Raw genomic sequence first — 19,328 nt, 5'->3', positions numbered from 1 at the left:
TCCGGCGTTCAGCGGACGCGGTGGAGGAGGTCCTCGCCGGAGGCCAGCCGGCGGCAGTTCTCCACCGCGACCGCGAAGTAGCGGTCCCAGGTCTCCCGGGTCAGCCACGCCACGTGTGGCATCGCCACGACGGTGTCGAGCGCGAGCAGCGGGTTCCCGGCCGGGACCGGCTCGTGCTCGAACACGTCCAGCCCGGCCCCGCCGAGCCGCCCGGACGCCAGCGCCTCCACCAGCGCCGCCTCGTCGATGATCGCGCCGCGGGCGGTGTTGACGACGATCGCGCCGGGCGGCAGCAGCGCCAGCCGCTCCCGGTCCAGGAGGTGGTGGGTCTCGGCGGTCAGCGGGATGTGCACCGAGACGATGTCGCTGGCCCGCAGCAGGTCGTCCAGCTCCCGCCAGGCGGGGTCGTCGGGGCGGGGCCGCCGCGAGGTGTAGAGGACGGTCGCGCCGATCGCCTCCAGCATGCCGCGCAGCAGGCCCGCGATCTGCCCGCCGCCCAGCAGCCCCACCGTGCGGCCGCTCAGCTCCCCGCCCACCAGCGCCCGGTCGGCGGGCCAGCCCCGCCCCTCCCGGGTCCGCGCGTCGAAGGTGACCACCCGGCGCAGCGCCGCCAGCATCAGCAGCAGCGAGGTCTCCGCGACCGCCTGCGCGTTGGTGCCCGGCATGTTCGCGACCGCGACGCCGCGTTCGGCGGCGGCGTCCAGGTCGATGGTGTTCACCCCGGTGCCGAGTTTCTGGACGAGCCGCAGCCGCGGCGCGCGGGCCAGGTCGGCGGCGGTGAGCGGGCGCAGCACGTGCCAGATCACCTCGGCCTCGGGCAGCAGCTCGGCGAACCGCTCGTCGTCCTCCTCCGGGCAGCTCGCCACCTGGAGATCCACGCCGTTCGGATCCACACCGGAGAAGTCGGTGTCGTAGTGCAGCAGTACCCGCATCCCGCGCTCTCCTTGATCGTCGGTATTCCGTAGTATTCCGCGAGGTGCGAGGGGGGTCCCATGCTGGAGTTGCGAGCGCTCGGCCGTCCGGTCGTGCAGGCGCCGATGGCGGGCGGCGCGTCGACGCCCGCGCTGGCGGCGGCGGTGTCGGAGGCGGGCGGCCTCGGATTCCTGGCGGCCGGGTACAAGACCGCCGCGGCGGTGCGCGCGGACATCACCGCGACGCGGGCGCTGACCTCGCGGCCCTTCGGTGTGAACGTCTTCATGCCCGCGGCCGGCGCGGTCGACGAGGCGGCGGTGGCCGCGTACCGCGAACGGCTCGTCCCCGAGGGGGAGCGGCTGGGCGCCGAGCCGGGCGACCCGTCCGCCGCCGACCGCACCGACGCCTACGACGACAAGATCGCCGACCTGCTCGCCGATCCGCCCGCCGCGGTGAGCTTCACCTTCGGCTGCCCGGACGCGGCCACCGTCCGCGCCCTCCGGGAACGGGGCGCGCTGGTGATCGTGACCGTGACCACGGCGCGGGAGGCCGTGACCGCCGCCACGTCCGGCGCCGGCGCGCTGTGCGTGCAGGGCGCGGAGGCGGGCGCGCACCAGGGCTCGTTCACCGACACCGGCGGGCTGGACGACCCGATCCCGCTGCGCCGCCTGCTGGCCGCGGTCCGGTCCGTCACGACGCTGCCGCTGATCGCCGCCGGGGGCCTCGGCACCGGAGCGCAGATCGCCGAGGTGCTGGGGCTGGGCGCGGTCGCGGCCCAGCTCGGCACCGCGTTCCTGCGCTGCCCGGAGAGCGGCGCGAGCGCCGTGCACAAGGCCGCGCTCACCGACCCCCGCTTCACCCGCACCGCGCTGACCAGGGCCTTCAGTGGACGGCCCGCGCGCGGCCTGGTCAACCGGTTCATGGAGGAGCACGGGGAGCACGCGCCCGCCGCCTACCCCGACGTCCACTACATCACCGCCCCGCTGCGCAGGGCGGCCTCCGCGCGCGGCGACGCGGAGGCCGTGAACCTGTGGGCGGGCACCGCGTACCGCCTGGCCCGGGAGGCCCCCGCCGCGGAGATCGTCGCCGCCCTCACCGCCGACGCGCGCCGCCCCTGACCTAACGCTCCACCGGGACGGGCGGGACGCGGGTGAGGCAGGCGGTGTCGCCGGTCTCGCGGTGCTGCAGGAAGTGCCGCGCGATCCCGGCGGCGCAGCCGGTCGGCTCGGCGTCCGGGGTGTGCCCGGCGTTCGGGACCTCGACCATCCGCGCGTTCCGGAACTGCCGCGCGGCCTCCCGGCTCTCGCCGGGCGCGGTGACGGTGTCGAGGTCGCCGGCCATCACCAGCACGGGCGCGCCCGTCGCGGGCGGCGCCGTCGACTGGGCGCGCCCGCCGCGATCCGGCCAGCGCAGGCACCAGTCCGGCTCGCTGTAGCCGTCGGTCCACCCGGCCGCGCTGAACGGCTCGAACGCCCGCGCGGGCAGCGCGTCCCGGCGCTGGACGTACTGCCGCTCCCGCACCCGGAACGGCGCCCGCATGTCGAACGCCTTCGGATAGTCGTTGCAGATCACCGACAGCCCCGCGCCCAGGCTGTAGGCGCGGCCCGCCTGCGGCAGGTCGGCCGTGCGCAGAAGGTCCTGGCGGGCGAGGCCGACCAGGCGGCCGGGACGGCCCCGCAGCGCCTCCCGCACGACCTTCGGCAGCGCGCCCCAGCGGCCGACCTCGGAGGCCGCGCTCGCCCCGTACACCACCGCCGCGAGCGCGGCCTCGTCCAGCCGCACCGTGCGGGGCCGGCCGCCGACGGTCACCTCGTACGGGATCGGCCGGTCGCGGAGCCGCTCGGCCAGCCGCCCCACGTCCGCGAGGACCCGCTCCCCGTCGCAGCCGCCGTCGCGCACGCACACCCGGCGGACCGCCTCCCGCACCGCCGCCGCGTTCGGCCGCTTCCACGGGTCGGACGCCAGCGGGAACGCCCCCGACAGCACCATCGAATCGACCTTCCCGGGATGCCGCTGGGCGTACACGGTCATGAGGTACGTGCCGTAGGAGAGCCCGAGCAGCTTCAGCCTGGGCGCGCCCAGCCGCGCGCGCAGATCGTCCAGGTCGTCGGCGATCGCCGCGGAGGTGTGGTGGCGGGCGCGGTCGCCGAGGGAGCGCCCGCACCGTCCCAGTTCCTCGACCAGCGGCGCCCCGCGCAGCGTGAACACGTCGTCCCGGACGTCGCAGTCCAGCCACCCGGACACGCCCATGCCGCGCGGGTCCATCAGCAGCAGCTCGTGATCGTTGAGGAGGTCCCCGGCGGCCTGGACGAACATGTCCGCCTGGGCCACGGCCGATCCGCCGGGCCCGCCCGGATTGACGGCGATCATGCCCGCGGACGGGCGGGCGGCGTCGCGGCGGCCGATCAGCGCGTACCCGACGCGGGTCGTACCGGCGGCGGGGTTCGCCCGGTCCAGCGGGACGGTGATCGTCCCGCATCGCGCCCCCTCGGGGCAGGGGATCGGGGCGGGGGCGCGTGCCGCCGCGGCCGAACCGGGGACCAGCGTGGACACCGCGAGCGCGAGGGCGGAGACCGCGGCCGCCGCCGTGGTGAAACGGATCGTGGGTCGCATACCGACGATGCTCGCCGCGCCCGACCCGCGCCGCCATCAGGGCAGCCCCCGGCCCGCCCTCCACCCAGGTCTACTTCGCGGGGTCGGGCTCCTTGGAACGGGCGTCCGGCTCCCGCTCGCCGAGGTCGTCCCGTTCATTGATCTTGGACGTGTCGCGCGGCTCCGCGAACGGCTCCCCGCCGTCCCCGCCCGCCCCGATCGCCCGGCCCCGGGCCAGCTCGGCGTCGAACTCGGCGCCCACCAGGATCGCCACGTTCGAGAACCACATCCACACCAGGAAGATCACCGCGGTGGCCAGCGCGCCGTAGGTCCGGTTGTAGGAGCCGAAGTTCGCCACGTACACCGCGAACCCGGCGGAGGCCGCCACCCACACCAGCACCGCCAGCACGCAGCCGGGGGTGACCCAGCGCCGGCCGGGCTGCCGGACGTTGGGCCCGGCCCAGTACAGCGTCCCGATCGCCACGATCACGATCGCCAGCAGCACCGGCCACTTCAGCACGCCCCACGCGGTCACGAACGCCGAGCCCAGCCCCAGCAGCCGCCCGGTCTGCTCGGCCAGCCGCCCGGTGAAGGTGATCGCCAGGGCGCTGGAGGCCAGCACGACGATCATCGCCAGGGTCAGCAGCATCCGCAGCGGCGCCAGCTTCCACAGCGGGCGGCCCTCCGGCATGTCGTAGACGGCGTTCAGCGCCCGGATCAGCGCCCCCACGTACCGCGACGCCGACCACAGCGCCAGCAGCAGGCCGACCCCCGCCATCACCCCGGCGGTGGGCGCGGTGCCCTGCAGGCTGTCCAGAATGCCGATCATCGAGTCGCGGAACCGCCCCGGGGCGAGCTGGCGCACGTTGTCGGCCAGCGTCCGCTTCCCGGACGCGCCGAGCAGCCCGACCAGCGACACCGCCATGATCAGCGCGGGGAAGAGCGAGAGCACGCCGTAGTAGGTCAGCGCCGCCGCCCAGTCGACGAGGTTGTCGTCCATGAACCCGCGGACCGTCCGCCGCACCACGCCCCACCACCCGCGGACCCCCAGCCGCGAGGGCTTGTCCGGTGCCTCCTCGTCGTCCGCCGCTTCCGCCGTCCCGTCCCTGCGCCACCACTTCGCCACGCGCCTGCTTTACCCGAGAAAGGGGGATCGATTCGTGATCGCGGCGTACGCGGCTTTGCGGGGGCTTGGGCATATCAGGCCCTTCCTCGGGTACCCGGCCCAAACGGAATCAAGCGGCCAGAAGGACACTGGGGGCACGAACCGCCATGGCGAACTCCGCCGAGAACGGAAGCGACAAGCAACGTCAGCTCGACCCCCACCGGGTGGACCCCGAGGGGAAGCTGACCACCGACCAGGGCATCGGGGTCGACGACACCGACAACTCGCTGCGGGCCGGCGAGCGCGGCCCCACCCTCATGGAGGACTTCCACCTCCGCGAGAAGATCACCCACTTCGACCACGAGCGGATCCCGGAACGGGTCGTGCACGCGCGCGGCGCCGGCGCCTACGGGCACTTCCACGTCTACGACGGGTCGCTGGCCGAGTACACGGCCGCCGACTTCCTCACCGACCCGTCCCTGAGCACGCCCGTGTTCGTGCGGTTCTCCACCGTCGCCGGCTCGCGCGGGTCCGCCGACACCGTACGGGACGTGCGCGGCTTCGCGACCAAGTTCTACACCCGCCAGGGCAACTTCGACCTGGTCGGCAACAACATGCCGGTGTTCTTCATCCAGGACGCGATCAAGTTCCCCGACTTCGTGCACGCGGTGAAGCCCGAGCCGCACAACGAGATCCCCCAGGCCGCGTCCGCGCACGACACCCTGTGGGACTTCGTCCAGCTCCAGCCCGAGACCATCCACATGATGATGTGGCTGATGTCCGACCGGGCACTGCCGCGCAGCTTCGCGATGATGCAGGGCTTCGGCGTGCACACCTTCCGGCTGGTGAGCGCCGAGGGCCGGGCCACGTTCGTGAAGTTCCACTGGAAGCCCACCCTGGGCACCCACTCGCTGGACTGGGACGAGACCCAGAAGATCGCCGGCAAGGACCCCGACTTCAACCGCCGCGACCTGTGGGACACCATCGAGGCCGGCCATTACCCCGAATACGAGCTGTGCCTGCAGCTGGTGCCCGAGGAGGACGAGCACAGGTTCGACTTCGACCTGCTCGACGCCACCAAGATCATTCCAGAGGAGCAGGTTCCGGCCCGCCCGGTCGGACGGCTCGTCCTGGACCGCAACCCCGACAACTTCTTCGCCGAGACCGAGCAGGTCGCCTTCCACCTCGGCAACGTGGTCCCCGGCATCGACTTCACCAACGACCCGCTGCTCCAGGGCAGGCTGTTCTCCTACCTGGACACCCAGCTCATCCGGCTCGGCGGGCCCAACTTCCCGCAGCTGCCCGTCAACCGGCCGGTCGCCCCGGTGCGCAACCACCAGCGCGACGGCTACCACCAGTCCGACATCCACACGGGGCGCGCCGCGTACCACAAGAACACCCTGTCGGGCGGCTGCCCGGCGCTCGCCGGCGACGGGGCCGGACCCGCGCCCGGCGCGTTCACCCACTACCAGGAGCGGGTGGACGGCAACAAGATCCGCAAGCGCAGCGAGAGCTTCCAGGACCACTACAGCCAGGCGACGCTGTTCTGGAACAGCATGGCCGACTGGGAGAAGGCGCACATCGTCGCGGCGTTCCGGTTCGAGCTCGGCAAGGTCGAGACCGTGCCCATCCGCGAGGGCGTCGTCGACCACCTCAACCACGTGGACCACGACCTGGCGCTCCGGGTCGCCGAGGGCATCGGGGTGGAGCCGCCCAAGCCGTCCAACACGCCCAACCACGGCCGCAGCTCGCCCGCGCTCAGCCAGGCGAACGCGCCCCGCGAGAGCGTCCGCACCCGCAAGGTCGCCGTGCTGGCCGCGGAGGGCGTCGACTCCGCGGACATCGCCTCGGCCGCCGACGCCCTCACCAACGCCGGCGCGGTCGTGGAGGTGCTGGCCGCCAAGGACGGGACGATCCAGGCGGGCAACGGCGCGAGCGTCGAGGTCACCCGCGCCATGTCGACGGTCGCGTCCGTGCTGTACGACGCCGTCCTGATCCCCGGCGGCGCCGAGTCCGCCCGCACGCTCAAGAGCGACGGGCTCGCGGTGCACTTCGTCGCCGAGGCGTTCAAGCACGGCAAGGCGATCGGCGCCGTCGGCGACGGCATCGAGGTCCTGGAACGCGCCGGGCTGCCGGGCGTCGCGTACGCCGGAAACGGCGACGGCACCCGCTCCGACCGGGGCGTGGTGACCCGCCGCGGCCCCGCCGACGACTTCGCGCCCCGCCTGATCGAGGCGATCGCGGCGCACCGCCACTGGGACCGCGACCGCGACGCCGTACCCGCCTGACAAGGAGAGGACGATGACCCGACCCGACCCCCCGGACGTCGAGCTGCTCTGGGACGAGTTCCACCAGGTCGTGAACATGACCTCGGACGAGATCCGGGTCTGGCTGCTCACCGACGCCGCGGGCGAGAGCGGGGCGTTCCCCGCCGACCCCGGGATGGAGCTGCCGGAACTCGGCACCCGCGTGGTCGATCTGCTCCGCAAGCGCAAGGCCGACCTGACCGGGGCCGACGCCGACGTCATGCGCAAGGTCGTGGAGTTCGTCGAAGACCAGGTCGCCGACGCGCCCCCGGACGCCGAGCAGGACGACGCCTGGCGCCGGTCGCTGATGACGGTCGGCCACGACCCGCTCAAACCCTGAACGACGAGGGAGACCATGCCCGCTCGGAGCGCACGGCGGTGAACGAGCAGCCCGCGCCCGAGGCGACCGACCCGAAGAGCACCCGTCCCAAGGGCCACGCCCACGGAACCGACAAGGGCGACAAGGGCGGCGGCGTACCACCCGACCAGCAACCCCCGCACCCGTCCTGAGCTCAGCAAGGCGACGGGCCCGTGCGGAACGTCTCATGGGCCCGCCGGATCAGTGACAGGCAAGGCCCGTGCCGACAACGGACATGAGCACGACCACGCCCTGTACGCCGGCCAGCAACCACTCTTGATCGCGGCGCACGAGGCCGCGCGGGTCCTTGGTCTCGGCCACCGGTCCGGACATGTGCACCTCCTCCGGCGCGCATCATCGTCTGGAACCTCACCCCCGGCCGCACGCCGCATGCCAGGAGCGAGAGGCTGCTACGGAGCGGCCGGCTGCCGCGCCGGAGAGGCCAGGCCGCCCCGTGCTCGAAGCCACGGCGGCCGCGCCCGCCCTGGTGACCTGCGTGCGGCGTCCGGATGGGGCGACCGGCCACTCAGGGCCCCGCCGCCACCCCCCCCGCAGGGTTCGGCCGGTCGGGGGCCACGTGGTGCTGTACGGCCGCTCGACGATCGAGAGGGACGTGCGGCCGTACGACGCGGAACCGCGGCCCCAGGCGCGCGCCTCAGCCTGGGACCGCGGGGCCTCAGACGGGCGCGTGGGGCCGGACGAGCGCGCCCAACTCGCGCTCAACGTAGGCGACCGCGCCCGGGATGTCGTGGCGCCGGGCCATGAGCGCACCCGTGGACGAGCGGAACCACAAGCCGTCCCGCTCGCACGCCACGTTCACGGTCTCCCCGACGACCGGGTTCGACGGATGCCAGACCCGCAGCCGCCCCGGCACCTCGTGATACCGAGGAACCGCGCACCAGCCCTCGGCCATAAGTGCTCCGCGCAGCGCCTCCAACAGTTCGACGTCACCGGTCACAGGTTGACCCCCGCGCCTGGCTCCAACGGGTGCTGGTCGCCCTTCCAGACCACATCCCCGTCGGCTGCCCGGCGCGCGTGCGTGACCCCGAGGAACTGCGCAAGCGCGCCGATGAGGAGCCGCGCGTTTACCGGGACACCTATTACGACCGGGCGGACGGCTCGTTCACCGGCCGCGGCCGGGAACTGCGCGTGCGCGTGGTCGAGCAGGGCGGCACCTGCCAGACGATCCTGACCTACAAGGAACCGGCCGTCGACGAGGCGTCCGGGTCCAAGCCCGAGCACGAGACCAAGGTCGCGGACGCGGCCGTGATCGACACCGTGCTGCGTGCCCTGGGCGCCATCGAATACGTCCGCCTCACGAAGGACTGCGCCAACTACCGGTTCAACGCCCATGGCCGGGACATGCTGGCGACAATGGTCACCGTCCCTGAACTGGACGGGACGTTCGTCGAACTGGAAACGCTCGCCATCGAGGCAGACCTGAGCGAGGCACTCGGCGCCGTCCGCGCGGTCCTGGCCGAGCTTGGCATCACAGACGCGGACCTGACGACCGAGCAGTACACCGACGCCGTACTCAACGCCCGTGCCTGAGCCCGCGCACCGGCGTATCCGGACAGTCCTGGACTGGTCGCGGCCGCATCGGACGCTGCAGGCTGTGGTCGAAAGTGTTCGAGCCGGCGGCAACGTCGCCCAGATGGTTGATTCCAAGGGATGGCCTGAGGACATGTATCCCTCCACGGCCGGCGCCTGCGCCGGACTTCAGCAGCGGCAGCCGGTACTGCGCGCCGGGCCTTCGTGCTCACCCTTGAGGTACCGGTGGATGCGGTCCAGTCGCTCGCGGTCCGCCGGGAGATTCGCCAGGCCCCTTGTCTGCCGCTTCCCACGGGGTGACATCGGGCACGGCCATGCTCATCCCGGTCGACCCCTTGCCATATCTATCGAATCTCGATAGATTCTTATCGTGAGTCGATCGAGGGAGGCGTCGTGGGAGAGCTGACAGTGCGTGCGCTGCGCGTCGTGCTCGCAGGGGTGCTCGCCAGCACCGTGTTCGTACAGGCGGTGCTGATGTGGGCGCTGGTCAGCGGGAGCGACCCGGAGGACGGGTCGCTCCCGCTGACCTCGCTCCGCGTGATCGTGATCCTGGGCGTCGTGACGGGCCAGGTCGTCGTGGTCTGTGTATGGCGGCTGGTGACGATGGTGCGACGCGGAACCGTGTTCTCCCATGCCGCCTTCCGGTACGTGGACGTCGTGGTCGGTGCGATCGCGGCAGCCGCCCTCTTGTGGTTCGCGCTCACGGCCCTCCTGGCACCAGAGCATCGGGACAACCCGGGTGTGACCGTCATCATGGGCGGGATCGGCATGGCGGTCCTGGGGGCCGCGCTCATCGTGCTCATACTGCGGATGCTGCTTGCCCAGGCCGTCGCGCGCGACGTCGAAGCGACGCGGATGCGGGCCGAGCTGGACGAGGTGATCTGATGCCGATCATCGTCGACATCGACGTGATGCTGGCCAAGCGGAAGCTGTCGGTGGGCGAACTCGCGGACCGCGTCGGGATCACCCCCGCCAACCTGGCGGTGCTCAAGAACGGCCGCGCCAAGGCGGTGCGCTTCGCGACACTCGCCGCGCTCTGCGAGGCGCTCGACTGCCAGCCGGGAGACCTGCTGCGCTTTGAGGCCGAGGACACCGCGGACGGGCGACATCAGCCGTCGGCGACGGTGGCCAAGGCCGAAGTGGAAGACCGACTCTAGACTTCTTGATTCCCCAGGATCTGGCTGCGGACATGCAGTGAGGGTGTCCAAGATCGTTTTGTGACGAACGACGTCTGCGGGCGGCAACGGCGCTGGTCCCGCACATTGAGCCAGGTCCCCCCGCTGTGGGAGGACGACGTGCGGGTGGCGGACTCGACCCCGGTGGAGTGCGGCCGGTCCCGGCAGGCCGCCCGCCGCAGCGCGCCGGCCGGGTGGGCCGAGTACGGTCACCGCGCGTCGCATTCGCGATTCTTCTGGGGGCTGCGGCTGCACCTGCTGTGCACGCTGGGCGGGCTGCCGGTGGCGTTCGCGCCGAACGCAGGAGCAGCTGTCACTCCTCGCCGTCGCCGAGTTCATGCACCGACGACCTGAGCAGCGTTATCGCACCTTCGCGGCTGTCAGTTGTGCTGGACACCTTGGAGATAGTCGGTCACGGCGCCGACCCTGCTCTTCTCACCCCCTCGCTGAGGTGTGGGTGCCTCGCTGTTCGCTAGGGGATCTCGGTTTGGGGGGTGTAGCCCTCTTCTTCGCCGCCTGGGGCGTCGGCTGGGGCGTTGGGCGGGTCGGTCGGGCCTGGGGTGTGCTCGTCTGCGAAGTCCTGGTCGTCCTCCTGCGGGGCGCCGCTCTCGGCGCGGCGGTCCGCAAGCGGCTTGTCACTGTCGTCCTTGCGCTCGGTCATGTGTCCTCCCCTTTTGCGGTAGGCGATACCCGTGGGGCGGGTCCCAACCGGGCTCGGGAGAATTCGTGTATGAGCGAACGGTTCGTGGTGCTGACCGGGGGTCCGGGGTCGGGGAAGAGCACGCTGGTCGAGGAGTTGGAGGAGGCCGGGTTCGCGCGGTCGGATGAGGCCGGCCGCGGGGTGATCCGCGACCAGATGGCGATCGGCGGCCCGGGGCTGCCCTGGAAGGATCCGGACCTGTTCGCCGAGCTGATGCTGTCGTGGGAGCTGCGCTCGTACGGACTGGCGGCGTCGTCCGGTCTGGTGTTCTTCGATCGCGGCGTCCCGGACATCGTCGGCTACCTGCGGCTGGAGGGGCGGCCCGTACCGGCGCATGTGATGGAGGCGGCGCGGGCCTTCCGGTACCACCGCCGGGTGTTCGTCGCGCCGCCGTGGCCGGAGATCTACCGGCGGGACGAGGAGCGCAGGCAGTCCCTGGAGGTCGCGGAGCGGACCCACGCGTCGATGGTGGAGACGTACCGGGAGTTCGGCTACGAGCTGGTCGAGCTGCCGCGCGTCCCGGTCGAGGAGCGGGTCCGGTTCGTCCTGGACGCCCTCGACCGGGGATAAACCAAGTAGGTCCGAAAGGGCACGCTGCGGATTTATCTGGCCGGAACCCCCGCATCGCGCACGTTCATTACGTGCTCAGCGCTGTCAGGACTGGGACGGCCTGGAGAGGTAGTAGTAGATCGAGACGTCCTCTGGGGCATGGAGTCTTTCTTCGCCGTCTGCGCCGACCATGAGCACCCAGCCTTCGGGAGTCGACCCGTAAGCCGTGCCGGGTTTCGTGATAGCGAACGGTCCGGTCCCGTTCTGGGCCCAAACTCGTGCACCGATGGTGACATCGTGGCCGTCGCGGGTGCGGTATCTCGCCATGGGCCGCTTGATATCAGCCGGGCTTGCCGCCGCCAAGCGTCCACCAGGCCAGTTCGTCGTCCTGCTGGGTCAGTTCCCGCGACCGCCTGCCACGGCTTTTGCGACATCGCCCAACGCCCGCGCTTGAGCCGGTAACGGCCCGCCAACTCGTCCCCTGCCCTCATGCTGATCAACGTAGTCGGGCGCCCCGGTGTGCGGTATCGCTGTGGGGTGCTCACAGGGGTACGACGGCGTCCGCGGCTAGGCGGGGCGCACCGAGAGGGTGTGGCGGAAGACGTCGCGCGGGTCCCACCTGGCCTTGACCTGCTGGAGCCGGGGGTAGTTGTCCCGGTAGTAGAGGGTGTGCCAGGGCGCGCCCCTGTTCCAGGCGGGGTCGGCCAGGTCGGCGTCGGGGTAGTTGATGAACGCGCCGTCGCCGGGCGCCGGGACGCCGCCGGTGTCGGCGTACAGGTCGCGGTAGAGCTCCCGCAGCCAGGCGATGTGCCGGTGGTCGTCGGCGGGGTCCTCCCAGCCGTTGACCAGGAAGACCTTCATGATCGTGTCGCGGTGCGGCGTCGCCGTCGCGTCCGGGGCGACGGTGTTGACCCGGCCGCCGAAGGTGTAGAGGTTGAGCATGCCGCCCAGGTAGTCGTAGTCGGTCCGGGTGAGATGGTGGTGCAGGACGTCGATCTGCCGGTCGCTCAGGCGGCGGCGCAGGTACGACGACTTGGCCTTCAGCCGGTAGTGGGGGCCGGGTTCGCCCGGCGATCCGGCCAGGGCGGCGGCCAGCCAGGGCTGGTTCCTCACCTGGCGGACCGGGGTGACCGGGACGCCGCGGTTGATCGCGGCCAGATGGTCGTCCAGCAGCCGTTCGGCGCCGGACGCGGCGGCCACCTGGCCGATCATGCCGAGCGTCCCGGCCGGCCGGCGGTTGAGCTGGAGCTCGCTGTAGAGCCGGGTGGACGGGGAGTCCGGCGCGCTGTTGCGCTCGGCCCATGCGCCGTAGTTGCGGACCATCCGGGCGAAGGACGCCTTGTCGAACCCGTTCCAGTCCCAGGTGATGGTGAAGGTCAGCACGGTCGGCGGCGGCGCGGGGAGCAGCCGGGCGGGGTCGTCGCCGCGCGCGCCGGGCGTGCGGAACCAGTAGCGGGTGACGATGCCGAAGTTGCCGCCCCCGCCGCCGGTGTGCGCCCACCACAGGTCCCGGTTCGGGTCCGTGGCCTCGCGGGTGGCGACGACGCTGCGGGCCCTGCCCGCTCGGTCCACCACGACGACCTCGACCGCGTGGAGGTGGTCGACGGCCAGGCCCATCGACCGTGACAGCGGGCCGAAGCCGCCGCCCAGGACGTGCCCGCCGGCGCCCACGGTGGGGCACCATCCGGCGGGGATCGTCACGCCCCAGCCCAGGTAGAGCCTGCGGTACACCTCGCCCAGCAGGGCGCCCGCCTCCACGGCGAACGCGCGGCGGCCCGGGTCGTAGTAGACGGCGGTCATGGCGGAGGTGTCGATGACGACCTGCACGGCGGGGTCGGCGGCGAAGTCCTCGAAGCCGTGGCCGCCGCTGCGGACCGTGACCCTCTTGCCGCCGTCGACCGCCTCCTGCACGGCCCGGACGACGTGTTCGGTCGTGCCGACCACCCACACGTGCTCGGGCCGGCCCACGAACCGCCGGTTGTAGCCGCGGGTGGCCAGGGATCGGTGGCGCGGGTCGTCGCGTCCGACCTTGGCGGGGCCGGGCGGGAGCGGGCAGCCGGGTTCCGCTCCGGCGGGGCCGGCTCCAAGGGTGGGGACGGCGATGCCCGCCGCCGTCGCAGCCAGGCCGCCGCGCAGGACGTTCCTTCTGGTTCGCTCGGTCATCAGGGCTCCTCGGTCAGGTTGCCCTCAACCTAGGAACGCGGCCGCGAAGAATCAGTGGGCCTGGCTCCACCGGAGCGGTAGGCGCAACTCCCCAGTCGCGTGACAGATGACAGGTCCCCCGCCGCCTGCTTAGCGTCGGCCTTATCACCGACATACGTAGGGTTCGGACCTGTTGGCGGGAGAGTGTTCAGGAGTGTCCATGAATACCCATGCGTGCCTATGGCGATGTGCCGCCACGGCGTCCGAGCAGCAGAAGTCGATTGCATGTTCGAGTTATGTCACTTAAAGTGTTCGTCATGTCGCGCACCGCTTCCGGTGGTGCTGCCGCTCCCGGCCGCGCAGCCCGCCCCCCAGGCGGCGGGGTGCGTCCGATCGCGCCGCCGTTCGTGGCGGCGGGCCCGCCGGGGGTGGCGGTGCGTGACCGTCTCAAGGGCCTGACCGCTGCCGACGAGCGGGTGTTGCGGCTGGTGGGGGCGCATCTGGGGTCGCTGGCCGCCCGGGATCTGAAGGCCCGGTGTGGCGATGGCCTGGCGCATGATGCGGATCGGTGGGCGGCGCGCAAGCGGGAGTTGACCGGGGTGTCGTCGGCGCGGTGGGCCGGTTCGATCACCAAGGCCACCCATGACCAGTGGGCCCTGGCCCGCCGCGCCCAGCACGCGCACATCCAGGGCCTGGAGGCGGGAGTGCGGACGCTGGAGCACCGGCTGTCCCTGCCCATGGGAGCCAGGGGTGCCGGGCGGGCGCCGGGCGGGTACGGGTCCCGGCGCGAGTGGTTCGCCAAGTCCCGCCGCCTGGCCGTTCTGAAAGACCGGCTCACCGGTGAGCGGGCCGACCGGGACGCCGGGATCGTGCACGTGGTACGCGGCGGCAAGAGACTCGCCCGCACCCGCCACCATCTCGGCGATGCCGGGCTCACCGAGCGGCGGTGGCGGGAGCGCTGGGAGGCCCGGCGATCGTTCCTGGCCGCCGATGGCGAGAGCGGGAAGCGGTGCGGTAACGAGACCATCCGCCTCACCCCCGGCGGCCAGGTGTCGATCCGCCTCCCCGCCCCCTTGGCGTCCCTGGCGAACGCTCCGCACGGCCGCTACGTCCTGGCCGCCCGCGTCGCGTTCCGGCACCGGGGCGCCGAGTGGGCCGACCGCGTCCAGGCGGACCGGGCGGTGGCCTACCGCATCCACCACGACCCCGAACGCGACCGCTGGTATCTGACCGCGTCCTGGCAGCGCAGCCCCGTCCAGGCGATCCCCCTCCGGACGGCGTGCGCGCGGGGTGTGGTCGGGGTGGACGCCAACGCCGACCACCTGGCCGCATGGCGGCTCGACCCCTGCGGCAACCCCATCGGCGACCCGCACCGCTTCGGCTACACCCTGACCGGCACCTCCACCCACCGTGACGCGCAGATCCGGCACGCCCTCACCCGCCTGCTGCACTGGGCCGTATCCTGCGGCGTGGTCGCCATCGCCATCGAAGACCTCGACTTCACCGACGGCAAGACCCGGGAGAAGCACGGGCGGCGCAGGCGGTTCCGGCAGCTGATCTCCGGCTTCCCCACCGAGAAACTGAAGGCACGGCTGGTGTCGATGGCGGCCGAAGCGGGCTTGGCGGTCGTGGCCGTCGACCCGGCCTACACATCCCAGTGGGGTGCCCAGCATTGGCAGAAGCCGCTGCGTACCCCACGCCGTGAAGTGTCCCGGCACGATGCCGCGAGCATCGCGATCGGGCGACGCGCCCTCGGGCACCCGATCCGGCGACGGACGGCACCGCCCCCTGCTCACCGGAGCGATGAGCAGGGGCATCGGACCGCCCAGGCCCGACCGGGTAGCCGAAGGCGTGAGGGAACCCGCCCACCCGTCACGGAACCTGCACACGATGCACCCAGCCGGACGGGCAGACGAACGCGGGTGACCAGCGCATCCAACACCGTTCGGGATACGCGCAGTTCCGGGAGTCGGCATCAGATGCCAATCCTGCACACTGAAACTGAATAGGAACGGTTGTGGACATGCGGTTGCACGGGAGGGCCGGGGAAGCGGCCGCGATCGACCGGCTGCTGGACGGGGCCGCCGGTGGCCGGAGCGGGGCGTTGGTGCTGCGGGGCGAGGCCGGGATCGGGAAGACGGCGTTGCTGGAGCTCGCCGCGGCCCGTGCCGCCGGGAAGGGCATGCGGGTGCTGCGCGGGACCGGCATCGAGAACGAGACCGGGATGCCGTACGCGGGCCTGCACCTGCTGCTCGGCGGGGAGCTGGACAGGATCGACGCGCTGCCGGGTCCGCAGGCGGGTGCCCTGCGTGAGGTGCTCGGCATGGGCGGCGGCGGTGATGGGGATCGGTTCCTGGCCGGGCTGGCTTTGCTCACTCTGCTGGCCGATCTCGCCGAGGAACGCCCGCTGCTGTGCCTGGTCGACGACGTGCAGTGGCTCGATTCCGCGTCGGCTGAGGTGCTGTTGTTCGCGGTCCGGCGCTTGGAGGCCGAGCCGATCGCGGTGCTGCTGGCCGCGCGCGACCCCGACGAGACGGAGTTCGTCGCGCCCGGCCTGCCCGAACTGCGGCTGCGCGGCCTTGACCCGGCGGCCGCCGCCGACCTGCTGGCCGAGCGTGCCGCCGAGCTGCCCCGGCACGAGCGGCACGAGATCCTGGCCGAGGCGATGGGCAACCCGCTGGCGCTGCTGGAACTGCCCGCCGTGTCCGCGAGGACTGACTCCCCGTCGTCCAGGTTCCAGCGGATCCAGGGGGCGTTCGCCGCTCGTGTCGCGGCGCTGCCGGAGCCCTCGCGGACCGCGCTGCTGGTCGCGGCGGCCGACGGCACCGGCGATCTCGCGCTGATCGTCCCGGCGGCCGGACGGCTCGGCGCGTCGGTCGCCGATCTCGACCCGGCCGAGCGCCGGGGCCTGGTGACCTCCGCCGACGGGCTCCTGAAGTTCCGGCACCCGCTGATCCGGACCGCGGCGTACACGGCCGCGCCGCTGAGCCGCAGGCTGGCCGCGCACCGCGCGCTCGCCGAGGCGCACCGGGAGCTGGGCGACGGGTGCCGGTACGCCTGGCACCTGGCCCGGTCCGCCACCGGGCCGGACGAGACCGTGGCCGCCGTCCTGGAGCGCGCCGCCGGGCTCGACCTCGGCGTGGGCGGGAACGCGGTGGTGTCGGCGATGTACGAGCGCGCCGCCGTGCTCAGCCCCGACCCCGCCGACCGGGGGCGGCGGCTGGCGGTCGCGGCCCGCGCCGCCGCCGACGGCGGCCTGTCCGAGCACGCCATCGCGCTCGCCGAACGGGCCGAGGCCGACACGCCCGACCCGGTGCGGCGGGCCGACCTGGTGCTGATCCGGGCCCTGCTCGCCGAGGAGGGCGACCGCGGCAGGGAGGCGTACCGGCTGCTGAGCGGGATCGCCGGCGAGGTCGCGGACCAGGAGCCGCACCTGGCCGGTCACCTGCTCTTCAAGGCCGCCTCCGCCGCGTCCAAGGCCGGGGACGTGGACGCGTTGCGCCGGGCGGCCGAGCGGGCCGAGGAGCTGAAGCTGCCGAACGGGCACCTGCCGCGCGCCCTGGCCACGATGTTCCTCGGCCAGGACCCGCCGGCCGCGGGCGGGGACACGGCCGCGCTGAACGAGCTGATCACCGACATGGCCGGCTGCCTGGGCACTCGTGAGGTCGTGGAGACCGGGTGGTGGCGGCTGCTCGCCGGGGACCTCGAGGGCGCCGAGCGGGTGGCCGCCGACGTGGCGCAGCGCTGCCGCGACCAGGGCTCGGCCGGGCTGCTGTCCCTGGCGCTGCCGCTGCTCGCCCGGGCCCGGCTCATGCTGGGACGGCACGCCGAGGCCCTCACCGCGGCGACCGAGGGCATGCGGATCGCCGGGGACATCGGGCAGCACCGCCTCCGCGTCTACAACGCGACCGTGCTGGCGCTGCTGGCGGCGATCGCGGGTGAGGAGGAGCGCTGCGCGGAGTTGGCGGGGGAGGCGCTGCGGCGCGGCGTCCCGCCGGGCACGGCGCACGCCGCCGGGGCGCTGGGCCTGCTCGATCTGGGCCTCGGCCGGTACGAGGCCGCGCTGTCCCGGCTGTCGGACGTGGTGGCGGGGTCCCGGCGGCAGGGTTCCCTCGGCAGCCTGCCCGACCTGGTCGAGGCCGCCGTGCGGGCGGGGACTCCCGAGCGCGGGCGGGAGGCCGCCGCCTGGTACCGGGACTGGGCCGCGCGGATCCGCCGCCCGTGGGCCGAGGCGATCGCGCTGCGCTGCGCCGCCCTGCTCGCCACCGGCGCAGGGGAGGCGGACCAGGCGTTCGCGCGGGCGGTCGAGCTGCACCGCCGGGACGCGGCGTCCTCGCCGTTCGAGCGGGCCCGCACCGAGCTGCTGTACGGGGAGTGGCTGCGCCGGTCCCGCCGCCGCAACGACGCCCGCCCTCTCCTCCACTCGGCCCTGGACGCCTTCGAGCGGCTCGGCGCCGAGCCCTGGGCCGAGCGCGCCCGGACCGAGCTGCGCGCCGCCGGGGAGAGCGTCGCCGAGCCGGACGGGACGGCCGGGGCGCTGGCCTCGCTCACCCCGCAGGAGCTGCAGGTCGTGCGGCTGGCCGCGTCCGGGTTGAGCAACCGGGAGATCGGCGCCCAGCTGTTCCTCAGCCCCCGGACCGTCGGCTACCACCTCTACAAGGTCTATCCCAAGCTGGGCGTCGCGTCGCGCGGTGAGCTGGCCCGGCTCGACCTGGCCTCAGCCTGAGGGACGAAGCGCGCGGGCGTCACCTCGCGGGTGTGGACGACGGCGTCGACCCAGCGGCGGATCGTGCCCCCGGCCATGTGGTGGTCGGCGTCGTCCTCGGCCCGGTACCCGGGGCCGATCACGCGGAGCTTGGCCGGGGCGTCCAGCCACGCGCGGGCGGCGTCGTTCTCGGGAGCGCGGAGGTCGGCCAGGTAGAGCCCGGACGGGGCGGCCTCGTCGAACACCGCGTCGGCGAAGTCGCCGGGCGGGTGCGGGACGGGGACGCCGCCGTGCACCGCCCCGCGCCCGAAGGTCAGGGCCATGGAGAGGTAGCCGGTGCCGAGCCGCTCGCGCAGCAGCCCGCCCGTGTTGCCGGCGGAGTGCCCGATGCCGCCCCAGTAGACGATCTTCGAGCCGGTGTGCCCGCGCCACCCGAGGATGTTCTCGGCCATGCGGCGCTCCACGTACGGGAGGGCCTCCATGACCGGGCGGGAGTGGAAGCGGTGGAAGTCCACGATCGCGCGGGCGTGGTGGAGCGCCAGGTCCCGTCCTTCGGCGGCGGGCAGCCCGGCGACCAGGTCGTGCGCCTGCTCGGCGCGGCGGATGTGCGGTCGCTTGTCGGGGAGGCGCCGGTAGCGTCCGACGTGCTCGTCGATCGCGGCGGCGGGGTCGGGGCGGAGCGGCCCGTAGTGCTCCTCCAGTTCGGGCAGCCGGCCGGGGGCGGCGCGGCGCGCGTACGCGGCGACGGCGTCGTAGGCGACCGCGCGCGTCGTGGACATGTCCACCCCGACGAACCGCACGGGATCGCCGGGGTTCCGCTGGTTGTACGCCCGCATCCAGGCGAGGACGTCGAGCATCTCGCGGGTCTGCCAGGGCAGCCACATCCGCCTCAGTAGCGCGCGCGGCTCGCCCTCGCCGGTCAGCACGTGGGCGTCCAGGAGCAGGCCGGTCGTCCAGTCCTCCTCCAGGGCGAGGGCGCGGAACCCCTCCTCCTCCACCAGGAACCGCAGGATGCGGTGCTGGAGCGCGGACACCTCGTGCGCGCCGCGGGTCGAGGCGCCCAGCCCCACGACCGCGGCGCCGTCCGCGAGCGCCCGCAGCGGCTCCAGATCGTCCGGTGCCGCGGTGCCCAGCGGGCGGGCGCGTCCGGCGATCCACCGGACGGCCGCCGGCCGCTCGTCGTCTGCCCTGGCCATCGGCTCTCCTTCCGTCCACTCCGACGCTAGGACGAGC

General features: G+C 73.2%; 18 protein-coding genes and 1 pseudogene. 11 read left to right on the top strand and 8 right to left on the bottom strand.

The genetic code is table 11. The features are described from left to right. Positions 1-8 precede the first annotated feature (8 nt). A complete protein-coding gene (locus ACZ466_RS19760; protein ID WP_378285364.1) occupies positions 9-932 on the bottom strand; it encodes a 2-hydroxyacid dehydrogenase in 924 nt (307 codons plus the stop codon). Between the two features lie 60 nt (positions 933-992). Between ACZ466_RS19760 and ACZ466_RS19755 the strand changes: the two genes are divergently transcribed. After that, positions 993-2,030: a nitronate monooxygenase gene (locus ACZ466_RS19755; protein WP_378285363.1), complete on the top strand. Its 1,038-nt coding sequence runs from the start codon at positions 993-995 to the stop codon at positions 2,028-2,030. Position 2,031: 1 nt separating this feature from the next. Here the strand turns inward: ACZ466_RS19755 and ACZ466_RS19750 are convergent, their stop codons facing one another. Together ACZ466_RS19750 and ACZ466_RS19745 are read right to left on the bottom strand one after the other, a co-directional pair. Next, the gene (locus tag ACZ466_RS19750) at positions 2,032-3,525 is read right to left on the bottom strand and encodes an alpha/beta fold hydrolase (RefSeq protein ID WP_378285362.1); all 1,494 of its coding nucleotides are present in this window, start codon (positions 3,523-3,525) and stop codon (positions 2,032-2,034) included. Positions 3,526-3,595: 70 nt separating this feature from the next. Further along, entirely contained in the window at positions 3,596-4,630 is a 1,035-nt protein-coding gene (locus ACZ466_RS19745; protein ID WP_378285361.1) for a YihY/virulence factor BrkB family protein, read from the bottom strand. 146 nt (positions 4,631-4,776) lie between these two features. Between ACZ466_RS19745 and ACZ466_RS19740 the strand changes: the two genes are divergently transcribed. From ACZ466_RS19740 to ACZ466_RS19730, 3 genes are read left to right on the top strand one after another with little or no spacing between them, the layout of a single operon-like run. After that, the gene (locus tag ACZ466_RS19740; RefSeq protein WP_378285360.1) at positions 4,777-6,897 is read left to right on the top strand and encodes a catalase; all 2,121 of its coding nucleotides are present in this window, start codon (positions 4,777-4,779) and stop codon (positions 6,895-6,897) included. A 13-nt stretch (positions 6,898-6,910) separates the two neighbouring features. Further along, on the top strand, positions 6,911-7,255 hold the full coding sequence (locus tag ACZ466_RS19735; RefSeq protein WP_378285359.1) for a DUF3140 domain-containing protein: 345 nt from the start codon (positions 6,911-6,913) through the stop codon (positions 7,253-7,255). 38 nt (positions 7,256-7,293) lie between these two features. After that, entirely contained in the window at positions 7,294-7,425 is a 132-nt protein-coding gene (locus tag ACZ466_RS19730) for a hypothetical protein (protein ID WP_378285358.1), read from the top strand. A 49-nt stretch (positions 7,426-7,474) separates the two neighbouring features. Here ACZ466_RS19730 and ACZ466_RS19725 read toward each other — a convergent pair whose 3' ends face one another. Continuing rightward, on the bottom strand, positions 7,475-7,606 hold the full coding sequence (locus tag ACZ466_RS19725) for a hypothetical protein (protein ID WP_378285357.1): 132 nt from the start codon (positions 7,604-7,606) through the stop codon (positions 7,475-7,477). Positions 7,607-7,949: 343 nt separating this feature from the next. Next, positions 7,950-8,231 carry a hypothetical protein gene (locus ACZ466_RS19720; protein WP_378285356.1) on the bottom strand — a complete coding sequence of 94 codons (282 nt, stop codon included), beginning with the start codon at positions 8,229-8,231 and terminating at the stop codon, positions 7,950-7,952. A 77-nt stretch (positions 8,232-8,308) separates the two neighbouring features. Here ACZ466_RS19720 and ACZ466_RS19715 point away from each other — a divergent pair, with 77 nt between their 5' ends. The 4 genes and pseudogenes from ACZ466_RS19715 to ACZ466_RS19700 all read left to right on the top strand — a co-directional run. Further along, positions 8,309-8,824 (top strand): class IV adenylate cyclase, encoded by a 516-nt coding sequence (locus ACZ466_RS19715; RefSeq protein WP_378285355.1) that lies wholly within the window; start codon positions 8,309-8,311, stop codon positions 8,822-8,824. 393 nt (positions 8,825-9,217) lie between these two features. Beyond that, entirely contained in the window at positions 9,218-9,709 is a 492-nt protein-coding gene (locus ACZ466_RS19710; RefSeq protein ID WP_464043896.1) for a DUF2975 domain-containing protein, read from the top strand. Then, positions 9,709-9,981 carry a helix-turn-helix domain-containing protein gene (locus ACZ466_RS19705; protein WP_378285353.1) on the top strand — a complete coding sequence of 91 codons (273 nt, stop codon included), beginning with the start codon at positions 9,709-9,711 and terminating at the stop codon, positions 9,979-9,981. Before ACZ466_RS19710 ends, ACZ466_RS19705 begins: the two co-directional genes overlap by 1 nt. A 123-nt stretch (positions 9,982-10,104) precedes the next feature. Further along, positions 10,105-10,293 (top strand): annotated as a pseudogene (locus ACZ466_RS19700) (IS982 family transposase); the annotation flags it as partial. A 178-nt stretch (positions 10,294-10,471) separates the two neighbouring features. Here the strand turns inward: ACZ466_RS19700 and ACZ466_RS19695 are convergent. After that, the gene (locus ACZ466_RS19695; RefSeq protein WP_378285351.1) at positions 10,472-10,660 is read right to left on the bottom strand and encodes a hypothetical protein; all 189 of its coding nucleotides are present in this window, start codon (positions 10,658-10,660) and stop codon (positions 10,472-10,474) included. A 69-nt stretch (positions 10,661-10,729) separates the two neighbouring features. Between ACZ466_RS19695 and ACZ466_RS19690 the strand changes: the two genes are divergently transcribed. After that, entirely contained in the window at positions 10,730-11,269 is a 540-nt protein-coding gene (locus ACZ466_RS19690; protein ID WP_378285350.1) for an AAA family ATPase, read from the top strand. A 546-nt stretch (positions 11,270-11,815) separates the two neighbouring features. Here the strand turns inward: ACZ466_RS19690 and ACZ466_RS19685 are convergent. Then, on the bottom strand, positions 11,816-13,411 hold the full coding sequence (locus ACZ466_RS19685) for an FAD-binding oxidoreductase (RefSeq protein ID WP_378285349.1): 1,596 nt from the start codon (positions 13,409-13,411) through the stop codon (positions 11,816-11,818). A gap of 296 nt (positions 13,412-13,707) precedes the next feature. Here ACZ466_RS19685 and ACZ466_RS19680 point away from each other — a divergent pair, with 296 nt between their 5' ends. After that, positions 13,708-15,399 (top strand): IS200/IS605 family accessory protein TnpB-related protein, encoded by a 1,692-nt coding sequence (locus ACZ466_RS19680; protein ID WP_378285348.1) that lies wholly within the window; start codon positions 13,708-13,710, stop codon positions 15,397-15,399. Between the two features lie 14 nt (positions 15,400-15,413). Then, complete coding sequence (locus ACZ466_RS19675) at positions 15,414-18,116, top strand: helix-turn-helix transcriptional regulator (RefSeq protein ID WP_378285347.1); 2,703 nt, start codon at positions 15,414-15,416, stop codon at positions 18,114-18,116. Here the strand turns inward: ACZ466_RS19675 and ACZ466_RS19670 are convergent. Further along, positions 18,053-19,291 (bottom strand): erythromycin esterase family protein, encoded by a 1,239-nt coding sequence (locus ACZ466_RS19670; protein WP_378285346.1) that lies wholly within the window; start codon positions 19,289-19,291, stop codon positions 18,053-18,055. The two genes, ACZ466_RS19675 and ACZ466_RS19670, sit on opposite strands and share 64 nt — an antisense overlap. Positions 19,292-19,328 lie beyond the last annotated feature (37 nt).

Source organism: Actinomadura rugatobispora, from assembly GCF_055379765.1.
The sequence above is the reverse complement of the archived record's forward strand: the minus strand, read 5'-3'. Positions and strand labels throughout refer to the sequence as shown.

Excerpts from the sequence above, each read along its gene's own strand:
- ACZ466_RS19680 (WP_378285348.1), top strand. The coding sequence starts at position 13,708 with ATGTCGCGCACCGCTTCCGGTGGTGCTGCCGCTCCCGGCCGCGCAGCC.
- ACZ466_RS19690 (WP_378285350.1), top strand. The coding sequence starts at position 10,730 with ATGAGCGAACGGTTCGTGGTGCTGACCGGGGGTCCGGGGTCGGGGAAG.
- ACZ466_RS19740 (WP_378285360.1), top strand. The coding sequence starts at position 4,777 with ATGGCGAACTCCGCCGAGAACGGAAGCGACAAGCAACGTCAGCTCGAC.
- ACZ466_RS19675 (WP_378285347.1), top strand. The coding sequence starts at position 15,414 with ATGCGGTTGCACGGGAGGGCCGGGGAAGCGGCCGCGATCGACCGGCTG.
- ACZ466_RS19735 (WP_378285359.1), top strand. The coding sequence starts at position 6,911 with ATGACCCGACCCGACCCCCCGGACGTCGAGCTGCTCTGGGACGAGTTC.
- ACZ466_RS19760 (WP_378285364.1), bottom strand. The coding sequence starts at position 932 with ATGCGGGTACTGCTGCACTACGACACCGACTTCTCCGGTGTGGATCCG.
- ACZ466_RS19695 (WP_378285351.1), bottom strand. The coding sequence starts at position 10,660 with ATGACCGAGCGCAAGGACGACAGTGACAAGCCGCTTGCGGACCGCCGC.
- ACZ466_RS19705 (WP_378285353.1), top strand. The coding sequence starts at position 9,709 with ATGCCGATCATCGTCGACATCGACGTGATGCTGGCCAAGCGGAAGCTG.
- ACZ466_RS19725 (WP_378285357.1), bottom strand. The coding sequence starts at position 7,606 with ATGTCCGGACCGGTGGCCGAGACCAAGGACCCGCGCGGCCTCGTGCGC.
- ACZ466_RS19685 (WP_378285349.1), bottom strand. The coding sequence starts at position 13,411 with ATGACCGAGCGAACCAGAAGGAACGTCCTGCGCGGCGGCCTGGCTGCG.
- ACZ466_RS19750 (WP_378285362.1), bottom strand. The coding sequence starts at position 3,525 with ATGCGACCCACGATCCGTTTCACCACGGCGGCGGCCGCGGTCTCCGCC.
- ACZ466_RS19755 (WP_378285363.1), top strand. The coding sequence starts at position 993 with ATGCTGGAGTTGCGAGCGCTCGGCCGTCCGGTCGTGCAGGCGCCGATG.
- ACZ466_RS19670 (WP_378285346.1), bottom strand. The coding sequence starts at position 19,291 with ATGGCCAGGGCAGACGACGAGCGGCCGGCGGCCGTCCGGTGGATCGCC.